General features: G+C 68.9%; 16 protein-coding genes. 7 read left to right on the forward strand and 9 right to left on the reverse strand.

The window, feature by feature from the left end; all coding sequences use genetic code 11:
- Positions 1–2 precede the first annotated feature (2 nt).
- Positions 3–1,235 carry a sensor histidine kinase gene (locus ABSY19_RS17780; protein WP_382154119.1) on the reverse strand — a complete coding sequence of 411 codons (1,233 nt, stop codon included), beginning with the start codon at positions 1,233–1,235 and terminating at the stop codon, positions 3–5.
- Between the two features lie 183 nt (positions 1,236–1,418).
- Between ABSY19_RS17780 and ABSY19_RS17785 the strand changes: the two genes are divergently transcribed.
- Positions 1,419–2,087 carry a helix-turn-helix transcriptional regulator gene (locus ABSY19_RS17785; protein ID WP_291111076.1) on the forward strand — a complete coding sequence of 223 codons (669 nt, stop codon included), beginning with the start codon at positions 1,419–1,421 and terminating at the stop codon, positions 2,085–2,087.
- A 67-nt stretch (positions 2,088–2,154) separates the two neighbouring features.
- On the forward strand, positions 2,155–2,925 hold the full coding sequence (locus ABSY19_RS17790; protein ID WP_382154122.1) for a type III pantothenate kinase: 771 nt from the start codon (positions 2,155–2,157) through the stop codon (positions 2,923–2,925).
- Between the two features lies 1 nt (position 2,926).
- Here the strand turns inward: ABSY19_RS17790 and ABSY19_RS17795 are convergent, their stop codons facing one another.
- The gene (locus ABSY19_RS17795) at positions 2,927–4,360 is read right to left on the reverse strand and encodes a wax ester/triacylglycerol synthase family O-acyltransferase (protein WP_382163851.1); all 1,434 of its coding nucleotides are present in this window, start codon (positions 4,358–4,360) and stop codon (positions 2,927–2,929) included.
- 304 nt (positions 4,361–4,664) lie between these two features.
- Between ABSY19_RS17795 and ABSY19_RS17800 the strand changes: the two genes are divergently transcribed.
- Positions 4,665–4,919: an acyl-CoA-binding protein gene (locus tag ABSY19_RS17800; protein WP_382154125.1), complete on the forward strand. Its 255-nt coding sequence runs from the start codon at positions 4,665–4,667 to the stop codon at positions 4,917–4,919.
- A gap of 101 nt (positions 4,920–5,020) precedes the next feature.
- Here the strand turns inward: ABSY19_RS17800 and ABSY19_RS17805 are convergent, their stop codons facing one another.
- Genes ABSY19_RS17805 through ABSY19_RS17815 form a run of 3 tightly spaced genes read right to left on the reverse strand, consistent with a single transcriptional unit; the run spans position 5,021 to position 8,550 of the window.
- The gene (locus ABSY19_RS17805; RefSeq protein ID WP_382154128.1) at positions 5,021–5,356 is read right to left on the reverse strand and encodes a polyhydroxyalkanoic acid system family protein; all 336 of its coding nucleotides are present in this window, start codon (positions 5,354–5,356) and stop codon (positions 5,021–5,023) included.
- A 39-nt stretch (positions 5,357–5,395) separates the two neighbouring features.
- Positions 5,396–6,484 carry an aminopeptidase gene (locus tag ABSY19_RS17810; protein WP_382154131.1) on the reverse strand — a complete coding sequence of 363 codons (1,089 nt, stop codon included), beginning with the start codon at positions 6,482–6,484 and terminating at the stop codon, positions 5,396–5,398.
- Complete coding sequence (locus ABSY19_RS17815; RefSeq protein WP_382154133.1) at positions 6,484–8,550, reverse strand: molybdopterin-dependent oxidoreductase; 2,067 nt, start codon at positions 8,548–8,550, stop codon at positions 6,484–6,486. Before ABSY19_RS17815 ends, ABSY19_RS17810 begins: the two co-directional genes overlap by 1 nt.
- 182 nt (positions 8,551–8,732) lie before the next feature.
- On the opposite strand from ABSY19_RS17815, the gene ABSY19_RS17820 reads away from it, so the two are divergent.
- From ABSY19_RS17820 to ABSY19_RS17830, 3 genes are all read left to right on the forward strand, one after another.
- Positions 8,733–9,884 carry an ABC transporter substrate-binding protein gene (locus tag ABSY19_RS17820; protein WP_382154136.1) on the forward strand — a complete coding sequence of 384 codons (1,152 nt, stop codon included), beginning with the start codon at positions 8,733–8,735 and terminating at the stop codon, positions 9,882–9,884.
- Positions 9,885–10,006: 122 nt separating this feature from the next.
- The gene (locus ABSY19_RS17825; RefSeq protein WP_382154139.1) at positions 10,007–11,224 is read left to right on the forward strand and encodes a M20 aminoacylase family protein; all 1,218 of its coding nucleotides are present in this window, start codon (positions 10,007–10,009) and stop codon (positions 11,222–11,224) included.
- The gene (locus ABSY19_RS17830; protein ID WP_382154142.1) at positions 11,221–12,321 is read left to right on the forward strand and encodes a M14 family metallopeptidase; all 1,101 of its coding nucleotides are present in this window, start codon (positions 11,221–11,223) and stop codon (positions 12,319–12,321) included. Before ABSY19_RS17825 ends, ABSY19_RS17830 begins: the two co-directional genes overlap by 4 nt.
- On the opposite strand, the gene ABSY19_RS17835 is transcribed toward ABSY19_RS17830, so the two are convergent.
- The 4 genes from ABSY19_RS17835 to ABSY19_RS17850 form a co-directional block, all read right to left on the reverse strand.
- Positions 12,322–13,095: a hypothetical protein gene (locus ABSY19_RS17835; protein ID WP_382154145.1), complete on the reverse strand. Its 774-nt coding sequence runs from the start codon at positions 13,093–13,095 to the stop codon at positions 12,322–12,324. It lies immediately after the preceding gene.
- Between the two features lie 22 nt (positions 13,096–13,117).
- Complete coding sequence (locus ABSY19_RS17840) at positions 13,118–13,777, reverse strand: TetR/AcrR family transcriptional regulator (protein ID WP_291111097.1); 660 nt, start codon at positions 13,775–13,777, stop codon at positions 13,118–13,120.
- A gap of 12 nt (positions 13,778–13,789) precedes the next feature.
- Positions 13,790–15,037 (reverse strand): patatin-like phospholipase family protein, encoded by a 1,248-nt coding sequence (locus ABSY19_RS17845; protein ID WP_382154148.1) that lies wholly within the window; start codon positions 15,035–15,037, stop codon positions 13,790–13,792.
- Between the two features lie 120 nt (positions 15,038–15,157).
- Positions 15,158–15,685: a phasin family protein gene (locus ABSY19_RS17850; RefSeq protein ID WP_382154151.1), complete on the reverse strand. Its 528-nt coding sequence runs from the start codon at positions 15,683–15,685 to the stop codon at positions 15,158–15,160.
- Between the two features lie 212 nt (positions 15,686–15,897).
- Here ABSY19_RS17850 and ABSY19_RS17855 point away from each other — a divergent pair, with 212 nt between their 5' ends.
- Positions 15,898–17,883, forward strand: a complete 1,986-nt coding sequence (locus tag ABSY19_RS17855) for an SDR family oxidoreductase (protein ID WP_382154153.1) — start codon at positions 15,898–15,900, stop codon at positions 17,881–17,883.
- Positions 17,884–17,938: the final 55 nt, after the last annotated feature.

Genomic DNA, 17,938 nt, shown 5'->3' on the forward strand with positions numbered 1-17,938 from the left:
GGTCAGCCTGAGACGGCCAAGGTCTGGGCCGCAGATGTGTTGAGGGGGAGGTCGATCATGAAGACCGCGCCCAGCCCAGGTTGGGAGTGCACGCTGAGGCGGCCATGGGCGGCCTCGACCACGTTCTTGCAGAAGGTCAGGCCCAGGCCGTTGCCGGCCCCGCTCTGGGTCGAGAAGAAGGGCTCGAAAATGCGCTGCTGCTGCTCGTGCGTGATGCCGATGCCGTCGTCCGACACGGCGATGCGGCCCTTGCCGTGGTGCAGGCCCACGTCCACCCGCAGGTCGCCCGGGCTGGGTGCCGTGCTGGCCGCGGCCAGCGCGTGCAGCGCGTTCTTGATCAGGTTGGTGAGCACCTGGGCGAACAGCGGGCGGGAAGCCGAAAAGCAGAAGTCGCTCTGGATGTGCACCTGAACGCAGTCGCGCTCCCGCGAGGAGCGGTAGGGGTACTGGTTGACCACCTCCTGCACCAGCTCGGCCGCCATGATCAGGGACTGCTCGCGCGGCAGGCGCATGAGCTGCGCGTTGGAAATCTGGGTGTCGATCTGGCGGTTCATGCTGCGCACCAGGTTCTGCAGCCGCGTGGCCAGTTCCTCCAGCTTCTTGCGCTTGGGGTCCGGGATGTCGTGTTGCACCAGGTTGCGCAGCACGTCGCCCATGAGGTTCACCGTGGCCAGCGGCGTGCGCAGCTCGTGCGCCATCACGCCCATGGTGCTCAGCGTGTTGAGCAGGCGGGCGCGGCGCAGGTTGGCGCTGGAGAAACCCAGCATCAGGCCCATGAGCCAGGAGAAAGTGATCACCACCACGTTCGCCAGGGGCTCCTCGAACGGGCGGGTGCTGCCGCCATAGAACTCCGCCGTGGCCCAGCCCGCGATGCCGCCGGTGATCAGGCCGAGCGTGGCCAGGCGCCAGTCGGTCGCGTGGTAATAAATGAGGATCATGGCGGCGACGCTGCCCAGCCAGGCGGCATTGCCCCCGTTCATCCAGTACATCCAGGTGAAGAACCAGGGCAGCTGGATCCAGGTGGCCAGGCTGAAGAGGCGCCCACTTTCCGTGGACGACGGGTCGCGCGAAATCCGGGGCAGCACATAAATGAGTGCCAGGAAGGCCATCACCAGGCGGGCCCACACATTTTCATAGGGCTGGGGCACCAGATGGCCCCAAATGCCATAGATGACCAGGTGGCCGACGAACGTGAATGCCCCGATCCACAGCAGCCGGTACCGCGATGGGTGCAAAATAGGCTCCACAGGCGCGTGGACAACCTCGTCCAGCACCCACCGCCACATGCGGGCTTTGGCGCTGAGCATCCACAACCGGTCAAAAGACAATATGCACTCCTTCGATCGCCAAACACCTGTGGCGCGTGACTCCCATCCTGATTCATCAGGCATTGTGTATGCAACAGGGTGTTATCAACCATGACCCTGCCTGTCAACTTTGACAGTGTCGGGCTGGACGGTATTCTGGCCGACTGGGTCTGCGCGCTGCGCGATCAAGGGGTGGACGCCGTGCTGGTTCTTGGTCCGAACCCCCTGGGCGGGCGGGATCAGCGCGAGGTGCTGGCGGTGCATCCCCCCCGGCTGGTGGGGGCCGCCGAGGCCTTGGCCGAAAGTCGGGACTTCGGCGCGGGCTGGCGCGACAGCGATGCGCCGCTCGTGGCCTGGCAGGACATTTCCAAATCCTCGTTCGAACAGTCGAGCCGTTGGCGCCGCCTGTGGCTGGCGCACGGCTACCAGACACTGGTGCGCGTGGCCTTCAGCCTGCCGGCGGGCCGTGCCTTCGAGTGTTTCATGTTCAGCCCACGGGCCTTTGCCGACCGCTCCGAGGCGGCGGTGCTGGCCTGGTCGGCCTTCAACGTGTGGCCCATGTTGCGACGCACCATCGCCGAGCAGCGCGTGGGCCTGAGCCCGCGCGAACTCGAAAGCCTCAACCTGGCCTTCGAAGGTCTGACCGCGCGCGAGACCGCGTTGCGCATGGACTGCTCCGAGCGCACGGTGAATTACCACCTCGCCAACGCGATGTCCAAGTTGCAGACCGACAACAAGCTGGCCGCCGTGCAGCGCGCCTGCTGGATCGGACTGATCTGAACCCGCCTGCCGCGCCCCATGCTGCACTGCGGCAATCCGGGCACGGTGGCTTGGTCATAATCCGCGCATGACTTTTCTGGCCCTGGACGTAGGGAACACCCGCCTCAAGTGGGCCCTTTACGACGCGCCACGCGTGGGGGCCACGCTGTTGGCCAGCGGTGCGCAGTTTCTGGAAAACATCGAAACCCTGGAAGACGGCGACTGGCGCCACCTGCCTGCCCCGCAATGGGTGTTGGGTTGTGTGGTCGCTGGCGACGCGGTCAAGCGGCGGGTCGGCGAGCAGCTCGAGCTGTGGGACGTGACGCCACACTGGGTCGTGTCCAGCAGCGCCGAAGCGGGGTTGGTCAACGGCTATGACCACCCGGCCCGGCTGGGGTCGGACCGCTGGGTCGCCATGATCGGTGCGCGCCAGCGGCTGCTCGCCCGGGGCCCTGCGAAGCCCTGCGTGGTGGTGATGGTGGGCACGGCCGTCACGGTGGAGGCCATCGACACCGAGGGGCGCTTCCTGGGCGGCATCATCCTGCCTGGCCACGGCATCATGCTGCGCGCGCTGGAGTCGGGCACGGCGGGTCTGCACGTGCCCACCGGCGAGGTCTGCGACTTTCCCACCAACACCAGCGACGCGCTCACCAGCGGCGGTACCTTCGCCATTGCCGGTGCGGTGCAGCGCATGGTGGAAAACTTGCGGCGCCATTGCGGCGAGCAGCCGGTCTGCATCATGACCGGGGGCGCGGGCTGGAAGATGGCGCCCAGCATGTCCACCGAGGTGGAGCTGGTGGAAAGCCTGATCTTCGACGGCCTGCTCGAAATCGCCGACCGACGCCTGGCCTTGGTCTGAACTAGCCCTTGGCCTCGCCCCAGGGCAGCATCAGCGTCAGCGTCAGCAGCCGGGCGAACTCCGGCTCGAAGCGGTCGATGATCTGCTGCGGGTCCGGGCACAGCTGGGTGTCGGCGATCACGCCGAACTGCACGCCACCGCCATAGCTCAGGATCGACACGCCCAGGCCCACGGTGCCGGTCTGCGGCACCCAGAACATGGTCTGCTCCAGCGTGGCGCCGCACACCTTGAGCTTGGCTGCTGGCCCCGGCACGTTGGTCATCACCGCGGTGGTCTTGCGGCCGAACAGGCTGAGCATGGCGTCCTGCGCCGGCTTGATCAGCAGCCCCGCCACCGAGAGCAGGCCGAAGGTCAGCAGCGGCTGCAGGCTGCCCTTGAGGTTGTTCATGCGCGCGCGCACCGCGAACACGCGCTCGATCGGGTTGTCCAGGCCGATGGGCAGCACCAGGGGCACGAGGCCGAAGCGGTTGCCCAGTTTCCAGGCGTCTTCCATCGGGCGCAGGTTGATCGGCACCATGGCTCGGATTTCCTTGCCGCCGGTGTCGTCGCCCAGACCGCGCAGGTAGGCGCCGATGGCGCCGGCCACGCAGCCCAGCAGCACGTCGTTGACCGAGCAGTTCATGGCCTTGCCGATGGCCTTGACTTCGTCCAGCGGGATGGGCTCGCACCAGGCCACGCGCTTGGTGCGGCCGGGCTGGCCCTTGAGCCGGGTCGGCGAGTCGTCGGGCATCAGCGCCAGCGAGGCCAGGTCGCTGGCGAGCTGGCCGCCCATGCGCGCGAGGTCCACCGCCTGGCCCAGCGTGTCGCTCAGGCTCTGCTGCGGAGCGGCAAGCATGGAGAGCGATTTCGCCGCGCCACCGCCAGCGGCTTCCAATGCCTTGGCCGTGATGTCGCCAAAGGGCCGGATCAGCGTGTCGGCCAGCCAGTCCTCGGCGCCGTCCAGGCCGATCTTCGGGGGCTTGCGGCGCTGGCGCTCGGGGGGCGCGCCGCCGCCATCGACCAGGCTCATCATCACGCTGATGAGCGCGATGCCGTCGGCGATGCAGTGGTGGATGCGCGCGATCAGGGCCGAACCGCCGTCGTATCGCTCGATCAGTTCGAATCGCCAGAGCGGGTGCTCGGGGTCCAGCGCCTGCATGGCGAGGTCGCCCACGCGGTCCTGCAGCGCGTCCTGCTCAGTCTGGCCGGGCCGGCGTTTGAGCTTGTGCGTGACGATGTGCCGATCAATCTGGAAATCCGGGTCCTTGGACCAGTGCGCGCCGGCGGCGTCCTCGCGCGCGATCTGCACGAAGCGCGGGTAGGGCAGCAGGCGTTCTCGCACGCGCGCCTTCAAGGCATCCGGCGTGAGGCCGGGGCGCAGGATCCAGACGCCCACGATCATCATCAGGTTCGACGGCGAGTCCATGCGCAGCCAGGCGGTGTCCACCTTGCTCATGCGCTCGCCTTCCATGCCCAGGGTGCTCGCCAGCGCCTGCTGGACCGAGGCGCTCGCGCCCCGCACGAGGGCCACCGGGGATTTGGCGGTGGCGGGTGGGCGCGCTGCGGAAGGGCCGGGCCGGGCGGCGACGCGTTGAACCATGGATGCTCCTCGGGTGCGTGAACCAGGCCGCTGAAAGGCCGGTGCCGCGGGTCTTGGGGTTGTGGCTCTATTGTGCAGACAGACCAAACCGTAAGATAGCGGGACAGCCCTAAGCCCGGCCGACCCGCGCCGGGCGTTTCATTTCAAACCAGGAGCATTCATGGCCGATCTCAAGTCCCGTTTCGACGCCGCGGTGGCGAATTCCAAGAACCTGAGCGAGCGCCCCGACAACGCCACGCTGCTCAAGATCTACGCGCTGTACAAGCAGGCCACCACCGGCGACAACGCCGAGAAGAAGCCCGGTTTCGGCGACATGGTGGGCCGCGCCAAGTGGGACGCCTGGAACGGCCTCAAGGGCACGGGCAGCGAGGACGCGATGCAGCAGTACGTCGACCTCATCGAAGAATTGAGCTGACCCCCCGCGCCGCCTTCGGCGTCACCCCCCTTGCAGGGGGGCGCGCCTGGCGGCCCGGCAAAGCCGGTTCCGCGGGTGCCCTGGAGGAAAACGAAGCCGGCTCAGCCGGCTTTCTTCTTTTTGGCCGCCGCCTTGGCGGCCGGCTTCCTGGCCGCCAGCAGCGTGTCGAGGTTCTTCACGATCTCGCTTTCGATGCGGTCCTTGAACGCACCGAGCAGAAAGCCCAGGCGGGCGTCCAGTTCGAAACGTTCGCCCGACACCTTGAGCGTGCCGCTGACGCCCGAGCGCGTGAACTGCACCTCGTCGCAGCCGTCGCCTTCCTCGTAGGTGCAGCTCATGTCGAACTCGTTCTCGGCCTGCTCGGCCCAGCGCCAGGCCAGCTTGCGCGCGGCGGGCAGGCCCAGGGCGTGTTCGCGTTCGATGTGGATGTCTGCCATGGCTTGCCTCGTGTGTGGGTGGTGGTGTTGTTGTCGGGGTCAGGGGTGGCGGGCCACCTGGGGCGCGCCAGCGGGTGCCAGGCGGCGCAACTGCGTCTGCCGTTCTTCCTTGGGCAGCGCGGCCAGGGTGCGAACCGCATCATAGAACCGCGCGAAGTCCCGCCCTTCGCGCTCGAACAAGGCCTCGAAGGCCGGGACCAGGCCGTCGTAGGCCGCCTGGGCCGCGAAGCTCGCGTTGTTGGCCTGGGCCACGAAGGGGTCGTAGCCGGCGAAGCCGCCCCAGCCGCGCTTGAGGTCCTGGTAGCTGCGGTGGAAGCCGGTCATGGCGGTGGCCTTGCGCCGCGCCTTTTCGGCGTCGTCGATCGTGGTGTCCCGGTAGATGTCCTGCAATTGCTGGCGCACGGAGAAGGTGAGCGAGCGGAAGGCGCGTCGGCGCTGGTCGAACACCGCGTAGTCGGTGCGCGCCTGCTCGCTTGCCTGGGTCGTGAGCCAGCGTGCACCGCCCAGCCGCTCCACGCTGGTGGCGAAAGCCTCGTTGAACTCGGTGTCGCCCCGGGCATAGGCCACCTGGTGCGCGAGTTCGTGGAAGACGATGCGGGCCAGCTCGCCTTCCGGGTAGCCGATGAAGGTGTTGAGCAAGGGGTCGCCGCCGGCCCAGTTCATCCAGCCCAGGGTGGAGTAGGCGGGCACGGGGTAGACCACGACCTCCAGGTCGGCGGGCAGGGTGCGGGCGAAGGCGCGCGCGTCGGCCTCGTCGAAGTAGCCCCGGTAGCCCACGCAGCCGGCGACCGGGAAACACCAGGTCTGCAGCGTGAGCGAGAGCGCGGGCGCGGCGACCACGTTGTAGACCGCGGCGCGGCGCTGCAGGTCGGCGTAGCGGTGGTAGCTGGCGTTGTCGGGCAGGGCGAGCTCGGTGACGGCGAAGGCGCGGATGCGCCGGGCCAGCGCCAGCCGTTCCTTGAGGCGCTCCGGCGCCTGGGCGTCGGCCAGCCAGTCGTCCACCGGGCGCGCGGCCTGCATCAGCCGCAGGTGGCCGGTGACCGACTGCCAGTAATAGCCGACGCCAGTGGTGCTGGCGCAGCCCGCGCCCAGCAGGGCGAGGGCCATGAGCGCCAGGCCGCGCCGCATCAGGCGCCCTCGGGCAGGGTCGCCACTTCGACCAGGCAGTCGTAGAACACCGGGCCGCCGCCCATGTCGGTGAGGCGCTGGCTCGTGACCTGGTTGACGTTGGTGCCGAAGGGTCCGAGCTTGCGCCACCAGATGCCCAGGCCGTTGACCACGCCGGGGCGGGCCCGCTTGGACACGCTGGCCTTGCAGCGGTATTCGCCGCGCTGGTTGAACACGCGCACCATCTGGCCGCTGGCGATGCCGCGCGCGGCGGCGTCGTCGGCGTGGATTTCCAACAAGGGCTCGCCTTCGATGTCGCGCAGGCTGGTCACGTTGACGAAGCTGGAGTTGAGGAAGTTGCGCGCGGGCGGCGAGATCATGGCGAGCGGGAACTGGGTCGAGCTGCCGAAGGCCTCGAAGTTGGGCAGGTGATCGGGCAGGCCATCCTCGCCCTTGGCCGCCAGCCGCGCGCTGTGGAACTCGCAGCGGCCCGAGGCGGTGGGGAATTGCCCATCGGCAAACGGGGCCTCGGGCAGGTTCAGCGTGGCAAAGCCCTGGTCCAGCAGCTGCTGGAAGTCCACCGCGTCGCCGAAGGCGGTGCGGCACAGCGTGAGGTCGTCGTCGGCGAAACACGGTTCGTCGAAGCCCAGGCGCGCGGCCAGCGCGCGAAAGATGTCGGTGTTGGTGCGGGCCTGGCCGACCGGGGCGATGGCGGGTCGGTTGAGCAGCACGTCGGTGTGGCCGTAGCTGGTGTGGATGTCCCAGTGCTCCAGCTGCGTGGTGGCCGGCAGGATGTAGTCGGCGAGGTCGGCGGTGTCGGTCTGGAAATGCTCCAGCACCACGGTGAACAGGTCTTCGCGCTCGAAGCCCTGCACCACCTTGCCGGACTCCGGCGCCACCGCCACCGGGTTGCTGTTGTAGACGATCACGGCCTCGACCTTCGGGCCGAAGCCGGGCGAGGTCTGGCGCAGCAGGTCGTCGCCGATGGTGCTCATGTTGATCGTGCGCGCCGCGCGCCCGGCCAGCAGGTCGGGCCGCTGCAGGGCCGCGCGCTGCACGGGGAAATGGCCCGAGGCCGAGAGCAGCAGGCCGCCGGCCGGGTCGCGCCAGGCGCCCACCAGGGCGGGCAGGCAGGCGATGGCGCGCACCGCGTTGCCGCCGCCGCGCACGCGCTGCATGCCGTAGTTGAGGCGGATCGCCGCCGGTTTCGTGGTGCCGTAGGCGCGCGCCAGGTCCACGATCTGCTGCACCGGCACGCCGCAGACCTCGGCGGCGCGCTCGGGCGGCCATTGCAGGGCGCGTTCGCGCAGGCCTTCCCAGCCCAGGGTGTGGCGTTCGATGTAGCCGTGGTCCAGCCAGCCGTGGGTGATGAGCTGGTGCATCAGCGCCAGCGCCAGCGCGGCGTCGGTGCCGGGGCGCAGGGCGATGTGTTCGTGGCACTTGTCGGCTGTTTCGGTGCGGCGCGGGTCGATGCAGACCAGGCGTGCGCCCTCGCGCTTGGCCTGTTGCGCCAGCCGCCAGAAGTGCAGGTTGCTGCCGATCGAGTTGCTGCCCCAGATCAGGATCAGCTTCGAGCGCGCGAAGTGCTCGACCTTCATGCCGACCTTGCCGCCCAGCGTCTGCACCAGGCCTTCGCCGCCCGCCGAGGCGCAGATCGTGCGGTCGAGCAGGGACGCGCCCAGGCGGTGGAAGAAGCGCCCGGCCATGGCCTCGCCCTGCACCAGGCCCATGGTGCCGGCGTAGCTGTAGGGCAGGATGGCCTGCGGGTCGCGCGCGGCGATGGCCTGCAGGCGTTGCGCGATGTCGTCGAGCGCCTCGTCCCAGCCCACCGGCTCGAAGCGGCCGCTGCCCTTGGGGCCGCTGCGCCTGAGCGGCGTGAGCAGGCGCTCGGGGTGGTAGCTGCGCTCGGCGTAGCGCGAGACCTTGGTGCACAAGGCGCCGTCGGTGTGGCGGTGCGCCGGGTTGCCCTGCACGCGCAGGGCCACGCCGTTCTCCACCGTGGTGACCAGGGCGCAGGTGTCGGGGCAGTCGTGCGGGCAGGCGCCACGCACCTGTTGCGGTTCCGGGGTGGTCGTGAGGGGTGTCATGGGGCGATGGTGTGGCAGCCGTTCATGATATTCGCGCCCCCATGTCCTTGCCGGTCGCACTTGCGTGCACTCGCTCACGCGGCCCCCGTTCATCGGCGACGAAATGCAGGCCGAAAGCCTTACTTTCGCCGGAGATTTGGCCTACGCTGCGGAACACGTTTACGCGGTTGGGGGAACGGATCATGCGACGCAGAGACATGCTTGAACACGCGGGCCGCCTGGCCCTCTGGCCCACCCTGGGCGGGGTGGCGCTCGCCGCCCGGGCGCAGTCGGTGGGCATCAGCGACACCCGCATCGTGCTGGGGCAGTCGGCCCCGTTCAGCGGGGCGTCCGAACAATTGGGCCTGCAGTTCTACCTGGGCGCGCAGCTGTTTTTCGAGGCCCTGAACCAGAAGGGCGGCGTGCAGGGCCGGCGCATCGAGTTGCGGCGCCTGGACGATGGGGACGATCCCGATCGCTGCGCGGCCAACACCCAGCAATTCCTGAGCGAAGGCGTGTTCGCGCTGTTCGGCTACATCGGCACGCTCACCAGCGCGGCGGCCCTGCCCCTGGCCACCGAAGCGAAGCTGCCGTTCTTCGCGCCCGCCAGCGGGGCCGAAGCCTTGCGCGTGCCCTTCAACCGCTATGCCATTCATGTGCGCGCCTCTTACCAGGACGAGACCGCGGCCATCGTGCGCCAGATCACCGGCACCGGCATCAAGAAGATCGCCGTGTTCCATCAGAACGATGCCTATGGCCAAGCTGGTCTGGAGGGCGTGGCGCGCGCGCTCCAGGCGCAGAACCTGTCGCCCGTGGCGCTGGGCACCGTCGAACGCCATTCGGTGGACGTGGTGAAAGCGGTCGACGAGATCCTGGCCCGGCGGCCCGAGGCCATCGTGCAGATCGGTGTCTACAAGGCCTGTGCGGTCTTCGTCCGCCTGGCGCGCGGCCGGGGCTACACCGGCAACTTCTACAACGTCTCCGTGGTCGGCACGCAGGCCCTGCTCGATGAACTCGGCGCGATGGCCAAGGGCGTGCTGGTCAGCCAGGTCATGCCCTTTCCCTACACGCCGGTCACGCCCATTGCCAGCGAGTACCTCGCCGCGGTCAAGGCCCGGCCGGGCCTGGTGCCCAACCATTCCAGCATGGAGGGCTACGTCGCGGCCAAGGTGTTCAGCGAAGCCGCGCAGCGCGCCGGGCGCAACCTCACGCGCGAGAGCTTCATCCACGCCGTCCAGGGCTTGCGCAACCTCGATCTGGGTGGTTTCCCGGTGGATTTCGGGCCCAACAAGCACACCGGCTCGCGCTTCGTCGAGATGACCCTGCTCACCGAAGACGGCCGCATCCGGCGCTGAGCCCGCCAGGGGGATTCCCCTGAACGCACTCGGTTGTCGCCCCGGGGGCCATCGTGGTCCCCTGCCTTGGGTACCATGGCCCCTTTGAACAGGTGCCCCGAGGGGTATCGAGAGGGTTCCCCATGAAGCTGATTGACTCCATCCTGACCCAGGCGGCCAGCATCGCCGCCGTGCGACGCGACATCCACGCCCACCCCGAGCTCTGTTTCCAGGAAGTGCGCACCGCCGACGTGGTGGCGCAGAAACTCACCGACTGGGGCATTCCGGTGCACCGGGGCCTGGGCGCCACCGGCGTGGTGGGCATCGTGCACGGCCGCGACGGCGGCCAAAGCGGGCGCGCCATCGGCCTGCGCGCCGACATGGACGCCCTGCCCATGCAGGAGCACAACACTTTCGCGCACGCCAGCCAGCACGCCGGCAAGATGCACGCCTGCGGCCACGACGGCCACGTCGCCATGCTGCTGGCCGCGGCGCAGCATTTCGCGAAACACCGCAACTTCGACGGCACGGTCTACCTGATCTTCCAGCCGGCCGAAGAGGGCGGCGGCGGCGCGCGCGAGATGATCAAGGACGGGCTGTTCGAGCAGTTCCCGGTCGAGGCCGTGTTCGGCATGCACAACTGGCCTGGCCTGCCCGTGGGCACCTTCGCCGCGAGCGCCGGCCCGGTGATGGCGTCGAGCAACGAGTTCCACATCGTCATCCGCGGCAAGGGCTCGCACGCCGCGCTGCCGCACAACGGCATCGACCCGGTGCCCGTGGCCTGCCAGATGGTGCAGGCCTTCCAGACCATCATCACGCGCAACAAGAAGCCGGTGGACGCCGGCGTGATCTCGGTCACCATGATCCACACCGGCGAGGCCACCAACGTGGTGCCCGACAGCTGCGAGATCCAGGGCACCGTGCGCACCTTCACCTACGAGGTGCTCGACCTGATCGAGCGCCGCATGCAGGAGATCGCCCAGCACACCTGCGCGGCCTTCGGCGCCACGGTGGAGTTCAAGTTCCACCGCAACTACCCGCCCACCATCAACCACCCGGCCGAGACCGCGTTCGCGCGCGAGGTGATGGCCGAGATCGTCGGTGCGGACCACGTGCTGGAGCAGGAGCCCACCATGGGCGCGGAAGACTTCGCCTACATGCTGCAGGAAAAGCCGGGCTGCTACGCCTTCATCGCCAACGGCGACGGCGCGCACCGCGAGATGGGTCATGGCGGCGGCCCCTGCATGCTGCACAACCCGAGCTACGACTTCAACGACGACCTGATCCCGCTGGGGGCGACCTTCTGGGTGCGACTGGCCGAAAAGTGGCTGGGCCAGGCACGCACCGGAGGTGCCGCTTGATCTCGCCTCAGGACGCCTTTTCCCCTTCCTACGCCCGCGCCCGGGTGCGCTTCCTCGAAGGCGCGGCGGCCGCCGGCATGGCGATCACCAGCCACAACCACCCGCTGCCGGGCCGCGACGGCGAGACGCTCGCGATGGACGTGGCGCTCGACGGCTCGCCCGATGCCGAGCGCCTGCTGATCGTGAGCAGCGCCTGCCATGGGGTCGAGGGTTACTGCGGCTCGGGCGTGCAGGTGTTCGCCACGCACGACGCCGACTGGCGCGAACACGCGCGCTCGGCCGGTGTGGCCGTGCTCTACATCCACGCGCTCAACCCGCACGGCTTCTCGTGGGTGCGCCGCGTGACGAACGAGAACGTGGATCTCAACCGCAACTTCCAGGACTTCAGCCAGCCCCTGCCGCAGAACCCGGCCTACGCCGAGTTGCACGGCTTGCTGCTGCCCGCGCAGTGGCCGCCGACGGCGCAGAACGAGGCCGCGATCCAGGCCTGGATCGCCGAACACGGCCTCCCGCGTTTCCAGGCGGCGGTGACGCAGGGCCAGCATGCGTTCGCCGACGGCCTGTTCTTTGGCGGCACCGCCGCGACCTGGAGCAACCAGACGCTGCGCGCGGTGCTGCGCCGGCACGGCCGCCAGGCCCGGCGCCTCGGATGGATCGACCTGCACACCGGCCTGGGACCCACGGGCCTGGGCGAGCGCATCTTCGCCTGCGCCGACGATGCGGCCGCGCTCCAGCGCGCGCGGGCCTGGTGGGGCGGTGATGGCAAGACTCCCGTGACGTCGATCTACGACGGCTCGTCCACCTCGGCCCTGCTCACCGGCCTGATGTGGTGCGCGGCGTACGAAGAGTGCCCGCAGGCCGAGTACACCGGCATCGCCATGGAGTACGGCACGGTGCCCGTGACCGAGGTGATCGACGCGCTGCGCGGCGACCACTGGCAGCACATTCATCCGGAAGCACCGGCCGAGCTGCGCGCCGCGATCAAGGCGCGCACGCTGGCCGCGTTCTACGTGGACACCGACGAGTGGAAGGCGCAGATCGTGGCGCAGGCGCGGCAGGCCCTGTTCCAGGCGGTCGACGGCCTGTCGGCCGGCTGATCAGCTGTCCAGCGCCACCCGCGCCGACGCGACGTACAGGCGTTCCATCGCGTCCTGCGGCTCGATGGCCGCCGCGCGGTCGAGCAGCCGGTTCGCCTCGGGCAGCGCGTCGATGCCTTCCAGCATGACCAGGCCGTTGGCGTACTCGGTCAGCGTCACGACCGAGTCCGGGTTGAGCGCCATCGCCTTCTGGTACAGCGACAGGCCGGTCGCCTTGTTGGCGCCGTAGGTCATGCCGCCGACCATGCTGCCCACCTTGTCGATCACCTCGGCGTGGAACGCGGCCAGGGTGAGGTGGGCATCGGCGTGGTGCGGGCAGCGCGAGATCGTCGTCTCCAGCGCGTGGCGGATGCGCACGCCCAGGCCCTGCGTGAGCGCCTTGGCCACGCTGATGCCCTGGCTGTAGCGCCCCAGCGCGTAGGCCTGCCAGTACCAGGCCCCGGTGTGGTCGGCCTGCCGGCGCTGCAGGGCTTCGGCCCGGGCCGCGGCCTCGAGCAGCAGGTCCTGGCGGACCTGCTCGCGCGCCTCCAGGTAGTTGGCGTAGATGCAGGTGGCCTTGTTGGCCACGTTCATGCCCGCGTCGCCCAAGGCCAGGCCGGCCTCGGCCGCGCGCTGGAACTCGCCGTTGTGGAACAGCACCCAGGCCTGCACCACGGCCGACTCGTCGGGCCAGGGTTCGGCATCGCCGCGGTGCAGCCGGCTCCAGAGCGCCTTGAGGCGGTCGGCGTCCAACGGGGTGTGGCCTGCGGAGGGAAAGGGTTTCCAATCGGCCATGGTGGATTCTCCCGGGAGGTGTTCAGGACTGGGGACCGTAGGCGCCGGTGAGCGTCATGAGGTGTTGCCGCTGCGTGGCTTCCAGGTAGGGCGCCAGCAGGTTGAGCACGTGGTGTGCGCCGCGCAGCAGGGCCTGCTGCGCGTTGTCGGGCTCCAGGGCGTTGCGCGGGTCGCGCACGTACTCGAAGCTCAGCCAGTAGGTGAGCACCACCACCATGCTGGTGGCGGTGGGTTCGCTCTCGCGCGCGTCGATGCTCACCGCGCCGTGGCGGCTCATGCCGTCGAGCAGGTGGCGGATCGCGCGTGACTTGTTTTTCAGCACGGTCTGGAAACGGGTTTCCAGCAGGCGGTTCTTCGAGAGCAGGTCGTTGAGGTCGCGGTAGAGAAAGCGGTACTCCCAGATGATTTCGAACAGCGAGTGCAGGAAGAACCAGGCGTCCTCCACGTTGCGCACGCCTTCGCTGGCGCTGAGCAGTTCACCGAGCGAGCGCTCGTAGCGCTCGAACAGCGAGTTGATCAGCTCGTCCTTGGCCGGGTAGTGGTAATACAGGTTGCCCGGGCTGATGCCGAGCTCGGCCGAGATCAGGGTGGTGGAGACGTTGGGTTCGCCGAAGCGGTTGAACAGCTCCAGCGTCACCTCCAGGATGCGCTCGGCAGTGCGTCGCGGGGCTTTCTTGGCCATGGCGCGGCGCTTTCAGCGGCTGTGGGCGGGCGCGGCGGGACCTTCGAGGTGCCGCTGCAGGTCATCCAGCGTGGCGTGCAGCCGCGCGGCCAGGGTGGTGCGTGCCGGTGGGGTGCGCGCGGCACCCAGCAGGCGCCGCTGCGGGTCGCGCAGCGCGGCCAGGTCCAGCGTGACACCATGGCGCGCCAGCTGCGGCCCCAGCTCGGCCTGGCGGTCCAGCAGCATGCGGCGGGTCTGCTGGTAGGCGTGCTCCGCGATCTCACGGCGCTGGCGGTAGCTGAAGGTGTTCGCGAAGAACAGCGTGGCGTCGCGCTGGTCGGGTTCGATCAGCACGATGTCGGTGCCGGGGTAGGCGCGCTCGTAGTGCTTGAGGCCCAGCGCCAGCCGCGAATGGATCATCGAGCGGAAGGTCTGGCTCATCACCGCGGGCAGGCCGCCTTCGACCAGCGAGGGGATGCGCCGGCCGTCGTGCAGGCTGGGGTTGGTGTGGAAGGGCACCAGCGGGTTCAGGCACAGCAGCAGGTCGGTGCCTTCGTCCAGCGCCACGGTGGCGTGCAGCGTTTTCTTGAGCGCGCCGTCCACGTAGTGCTGGTCGCCGATCTCCACCGGCGGGAACAGACCGGGCAGGGCCGCGCTGGCCTGGATGGCGCGCGAGATCGGCACGTGGTCCCAGCCCGGGCGGCCGAAGGGCGCCGCGTCGCCGGTGTCGAGCTGCGTGGCCACCAGGGTCAGGCGCGCGCGCAGTTCGCGGAAGTCGTTGCTGCGCCCCGGCTGGCTGAACAGGCGCTGAATCTGCTGGTGGATGCCCTCGTTGTCGAGCACACCGGTGGGCAGCGCCGCGCCCACGCGTTCGAGCGCGTGGGTGAAGGGCTTGCGGTGCACGCCCCAGGCCCACAAGGCACTGCCGATCAGGCGCGGCAGGCGCTGCAGCCGGTCACCGAACTCGCCCCAGGCGGGCTTGAGCAACCAGGACGGGTCGAAGTTGTCGTCGCCCGGCCGGTCTTCGATGAAGGCCTCGCACAGCTGGCGCGGGCGGATGCCGTTGGCCAGGCCGGCGGCGATGAACCCGCCGGCGGACACGCCGACGTAGTGCTCGCAGTCGTTGAGGTCCAGGCCCGGCAGGGTGTCGTCCAGCGCGCACAGCGCGCCGATTTCGTAGATCGCCCCGAGCGGCCCGCCGCCGGCCAGGGCCAGGGCGATGCGGGGACGGCGCGACTTCTGCGAGGCCGGTCGTTGGGAGGCTTTGCGGGACGTCGTCATGCGTTTGAGTGTAGACCGCGAAGCGCGGCGAAACTGCTGCGTTGCAGCATGCGGCGCGGACGCGAAAAGGGGGCGTCATGCGCCCCCTGGTTCTTCGTGCCGTGGCCGGCCCGCATCGGCTCAGGCCGCCTTGCGCGGGGCCTTGCGTGCGGCCGCCTTCTTGGCGGGAGCGGCCTTCTTGGCCGGTGCGGCCTTGCGCGCCGCGGTCTTGGCCGGGGCCTTGCCGCTCAGGCCTTGCACGTGGCGGTTGAGCGCGTCGATGCGTTCGATCAGCGCTTCGACATCGCGCGCCGAGGGCACGCCCAGCTTGTTCAGCGCCTTGGCCACGCGCTCTTCGAAGATGTTTTCCAGCTTGTCCCACTGGCCGGTGGCCTTGGACGAGATGTCGGCGGCCATGCTGCTCACGCGGTTGGTCGCTTCGGAAATGCGTTCCTCGGCCACGGCCTGCGTCTTGCGCTGGATGGACAGGCCTTCCTTCACGAGCGACTCGAAGGCCTTGCCGCCTTCTTCCTGCGCCTTGGAGAACGCACCCAGGCCGGCCAGCCAGATCTGCTGCGCGGAGTCCTTGATGGCACCCGACAGCGGGGAGTTGAAGCCCGCGGCGGTGGGCTTGGCGGCGCTGCCGGCTTTCTGGATTTTCTTGACCATGGGGAGGCTCCTGGAGGGGTTGGAAAAACGGGGTGGGCGAACGGGCCGCCGCAACGATGGGCCACTGTACGGCCCGCGCGCCGGGCGTGTGTAGGGGCGCAAGACTAAACCCCACACGGGTTTTTGCGGAAGGCGGGGGCCCCCGACCTGGTCAAGAATGGCGGGCACACTGCGCCCCTCTTTCTTTGATCCAACCGCTTCAGGAGACCTTCATGCATTACTTCGTCACCGGTGCCACCGGCTTCATTGGCAAACGCCTGGTGGCCAAGCTGCTGCAGCGCAAGGGCGCGGTGGTGCATTTCCTGATCCGTCAGGAGAGCGAAGGCAAGGTGGCGGGGCTGCGCGAGTACTGGGGCGTGAGCGCCTCGCGCGCGGTGCCGGTGTTCGGCGACCTCACGGCCAAGAAGCTGGGCGTGTCGGCCGACGACGTGAAGGCGCTCAAGGGCCAGGTCGACCACTTCTTCCACCTCGCCGCCGTGTACGACCTGGAGGCCGATGAGGAAAGCCAGATCGCCGTCAACGTGGACGGTACGCGCAACACGGTCGAGTTCGCCAAGGCGATCGGTGCGGGCCATTTCCACCACGTCTCCTCGATCGCTGCTGCCGGCCTGTACGAAGGCGTGTTCCGCGAGGACATGTTCGAGGAGGCCGAGAACTACGACCACCCCTACTTCATGACCAAGCACGAGAGCGAGAAGATCGTGCGCAAGGAATGCAAGGTGCCGTGGAGCGTGTACCGGCCGGCCGCCGTGGTGGGCGACTCGCGCACCGGCGAGATGGACAAGATCGACGGGCCCTACTACTTCTTCAAGCTGATCCAGCGCATGCGCCAGATCCTGCCGCCCTGGATGCCCAGCGTGGGCCTGGAGGGCGGGCGCATCAACATCGTGCCGGTCGATTTCGTGGTCGATTCGCTCGACCACATCGCCCACCAGAAGCGCGGCAGCGGTGCCTGCTTCCACCTGGTCGACCCCATGGGCTACCGCGTCGGCGACGTGCTCGACATCCTGAGCAAGGCCGCGCACGCGCCCAAGATGAACCTGTTCGTCAACGCCGCGCTGATGGGCTTCATCCCCAAGAGCGTGAAGAAGGGGCTGATGGCGCTGGCGCCGGTGCGCCGGGTCTACAAGGCCGTCATGCAGGACCTCGGCCTGCCCGAGGACATGATGACCTTCGTCAACTACCCCACGCGCTTCGACTGCCGCGAGACGCTGGCCGCGCTCAAGGGCAGCGGCATCGAATGCCCCAACCTCAAGGACTACGCCTGGCGCCTGTGGGACTACTGGGAGCGCCACCTCGACCCCGACCTGCACATCGACCGCAGCCTCAAGGGCACGGTGGCGGGCAAGGTGGTGCTGGTCACGGGCGGCAGCTCGGGCATCGGCCTGGCGGCGGCGCACAAGTTCGCCGAGGCGGGCGCCGTCACCATCATCTGCGGGCGCGACCAGGACAAGCTCGACGAGGTCTGCAAGGAGGCCAAGGACAAGGGCTACCAGTTCATCGCCTACCCGGCCGACATCGCCGACATGGCCGACGCCGACCGCTTCGTGCAGCTGCTGATCCAGAACCACGGCGGGGTGGACTTCCTGATCAACAACGCCGGCCGCTCGATCCGCCGCGCGATCGAGGGCAGCTACGACCGCTTCCACGACTTCGAGCGCACCATGCAGCTCAACTATTTCGGCTGCCTGCGCGTGACCATGGGTTTTCTGCCGGGCATGGTGGCCAAGCGCAAGGGCCATGTGGTCAACATCAGTTCCATCGGCGTGCTCACCAACGCGCCGCGCTTCTCGGCTTACGTGGCCAGCAAGTCCGCGCTGGACGCCTGGACGCGCTGCGCCTCCAGCGAGTTCGCCGACCAGGGCATCACCTTCACCACCATCAACATGCCGCTGGTGCGCACGCCCATGATCGCGCCCACCAAGATCTACCAGAACGTGCCCACGCTGGCGCCCGAAGAGGCGGCCGACATGATCGCGCAGGCCTGCATCTTCAAGCCGGTGCGCATCGCCACGCGCCTGGGCGTCACCGGCCAGGTGATGCACGCGCTGGTGCCGCGCGTGGCGCAGATCGTGATGAACACCAGCTTCCGCATGTTCCCGGACTCGTCGGCGGCCAAGGGCGAGAAGGGCGCGAAGCCGCAGCTGTCACCCGAAGCCGTGGCCATGCAGCAGATGATGCGCGGTATTCACTTCTGACCGCGGGCCGGGGCCGGCGGGCGTGTCATGCGCCGGCCCTAGAATTTGGCTTTGC

It is taken from the genome of Hydrogenophaga sp. ANAO-22 (genome assembly GCF_042466645.1).
In the GTDB taxonomy this organism is placed as follows: domain Bacteria; phylum Pseudomonadota; class Gammaproteobacteria; order Burkholderiales; family Burkholderiaceae_C; genus Hydrogenophaga.

What these genes read in the sequence shown, in the direction of transcription:
- ABSY19_RS17785 (WP_291111076.1), top strand. Translation starts at nt 1,419, where the DNA reads ATGACCCTGCCTGTCAACTTTGACAGTGTCGGGCTGGACGGTATTCTG.
- ABSY19_RS17790 (WP_382154122.1), top strand. Translation starts at nt 2,155, where the DNA reads ATGACTTTTCTGGCCCTGGACGTAGGGAACACCCGCCTCAAGTGGGCC.
- ABSY19_RS17795 (WP_382163851.1), bottom strand. Translation starts at nt 4,360, where the DNA reads ATGAGCAAGGTGGACACCGCCTGGCTGCGCATGGACTCGCCGTCGAAC.
- ABSY19_RS17800 (WP_382154125.1), top strand. Translation starts at nt 4,665, where the DNA reads ATGGCCGATCTCAAGTCCCGTTTCGACGCCGCGGTGGCGAATTCCAAG.
- ABSY19_RS17805 (WP_382154128.1), bottom strand. Translation starts at nt 5,356, where the DNA reads ATGGCAGACATCCACATCGAACGCGAACACGCCCTGGGCCTGCCCGCC.
- ABSY19_RS17810 (WP_382154131.1), bottom strand. Translation starts at nt 6,484, where the DNA reads ATGCGGCGCGGCCTGGCGCTCATGGCCCTCGCCCTGCTGGGCGCGGGC.
- ABSY19_RS17815 (WP_382154133.1), bottom strand. Translation starts at nt 8,550, where the DNA reads ATGACACCCCTCACGACCACCCCGGAACCGCAACAGGTGCGTGGCGCC.
- ABSY19_RS17820 (WP_382154136.1), top strand. Translation starts at nt 8,733, where the DNA reads ATGCGACGCAGAGACATGCTTGAACACGCGGGCCGCCTGGCCCTCTGG.
- ABSY19_RS17825 (WP_382154139.1), top strand. Translation starts at nt 10,007, where the DNA reads ATGAAGCTGATTGACTCCATCCTGACCCAGGCGGCCAGCATCGCCGCC.
- ABSY19_RS17835 (WP_382154145.1), bottom strand. Translation starts at nt 13,095, where the DNA reads ATGGCCGATTGGAAACCCTTTCCCTCCGCAGGCCACACCCCGTTGGAC.
- ABSY19_RS17840 (WP_291111097.1), bottom strand. Translation starts at nt 13,777, where the DNA reads ATGGCCAAGAAAGCCCCGCGACGCACTGCCGAGCGCATCCTGGAGGTG.
- ABSY19_RS17845 (WP_382154148.1), bottom strand. Translation starts at nt 15,037, where the DNA reads ATGACGACGTCCCGCAAAGCCTCCCAACGACCGGCCTCGCAGAAGTCG.
- ABSY19_RS17850 (WP_382154151.1), bottom strand. Translation starts at nt 15,685, where the DNA reads ATGGTCAAGAAAATCCAGAAAGCCGGCAGCGCCGCCAAGCCCACCGCC.
- ABSY19_RS17855 (WP_382154153.1), top strand. Translation starts at nt 15,898, where the DNA reads ATGCATTACTTCGTCACCGGTGCCACCGGCTTCATTGGCAAACGCCTG.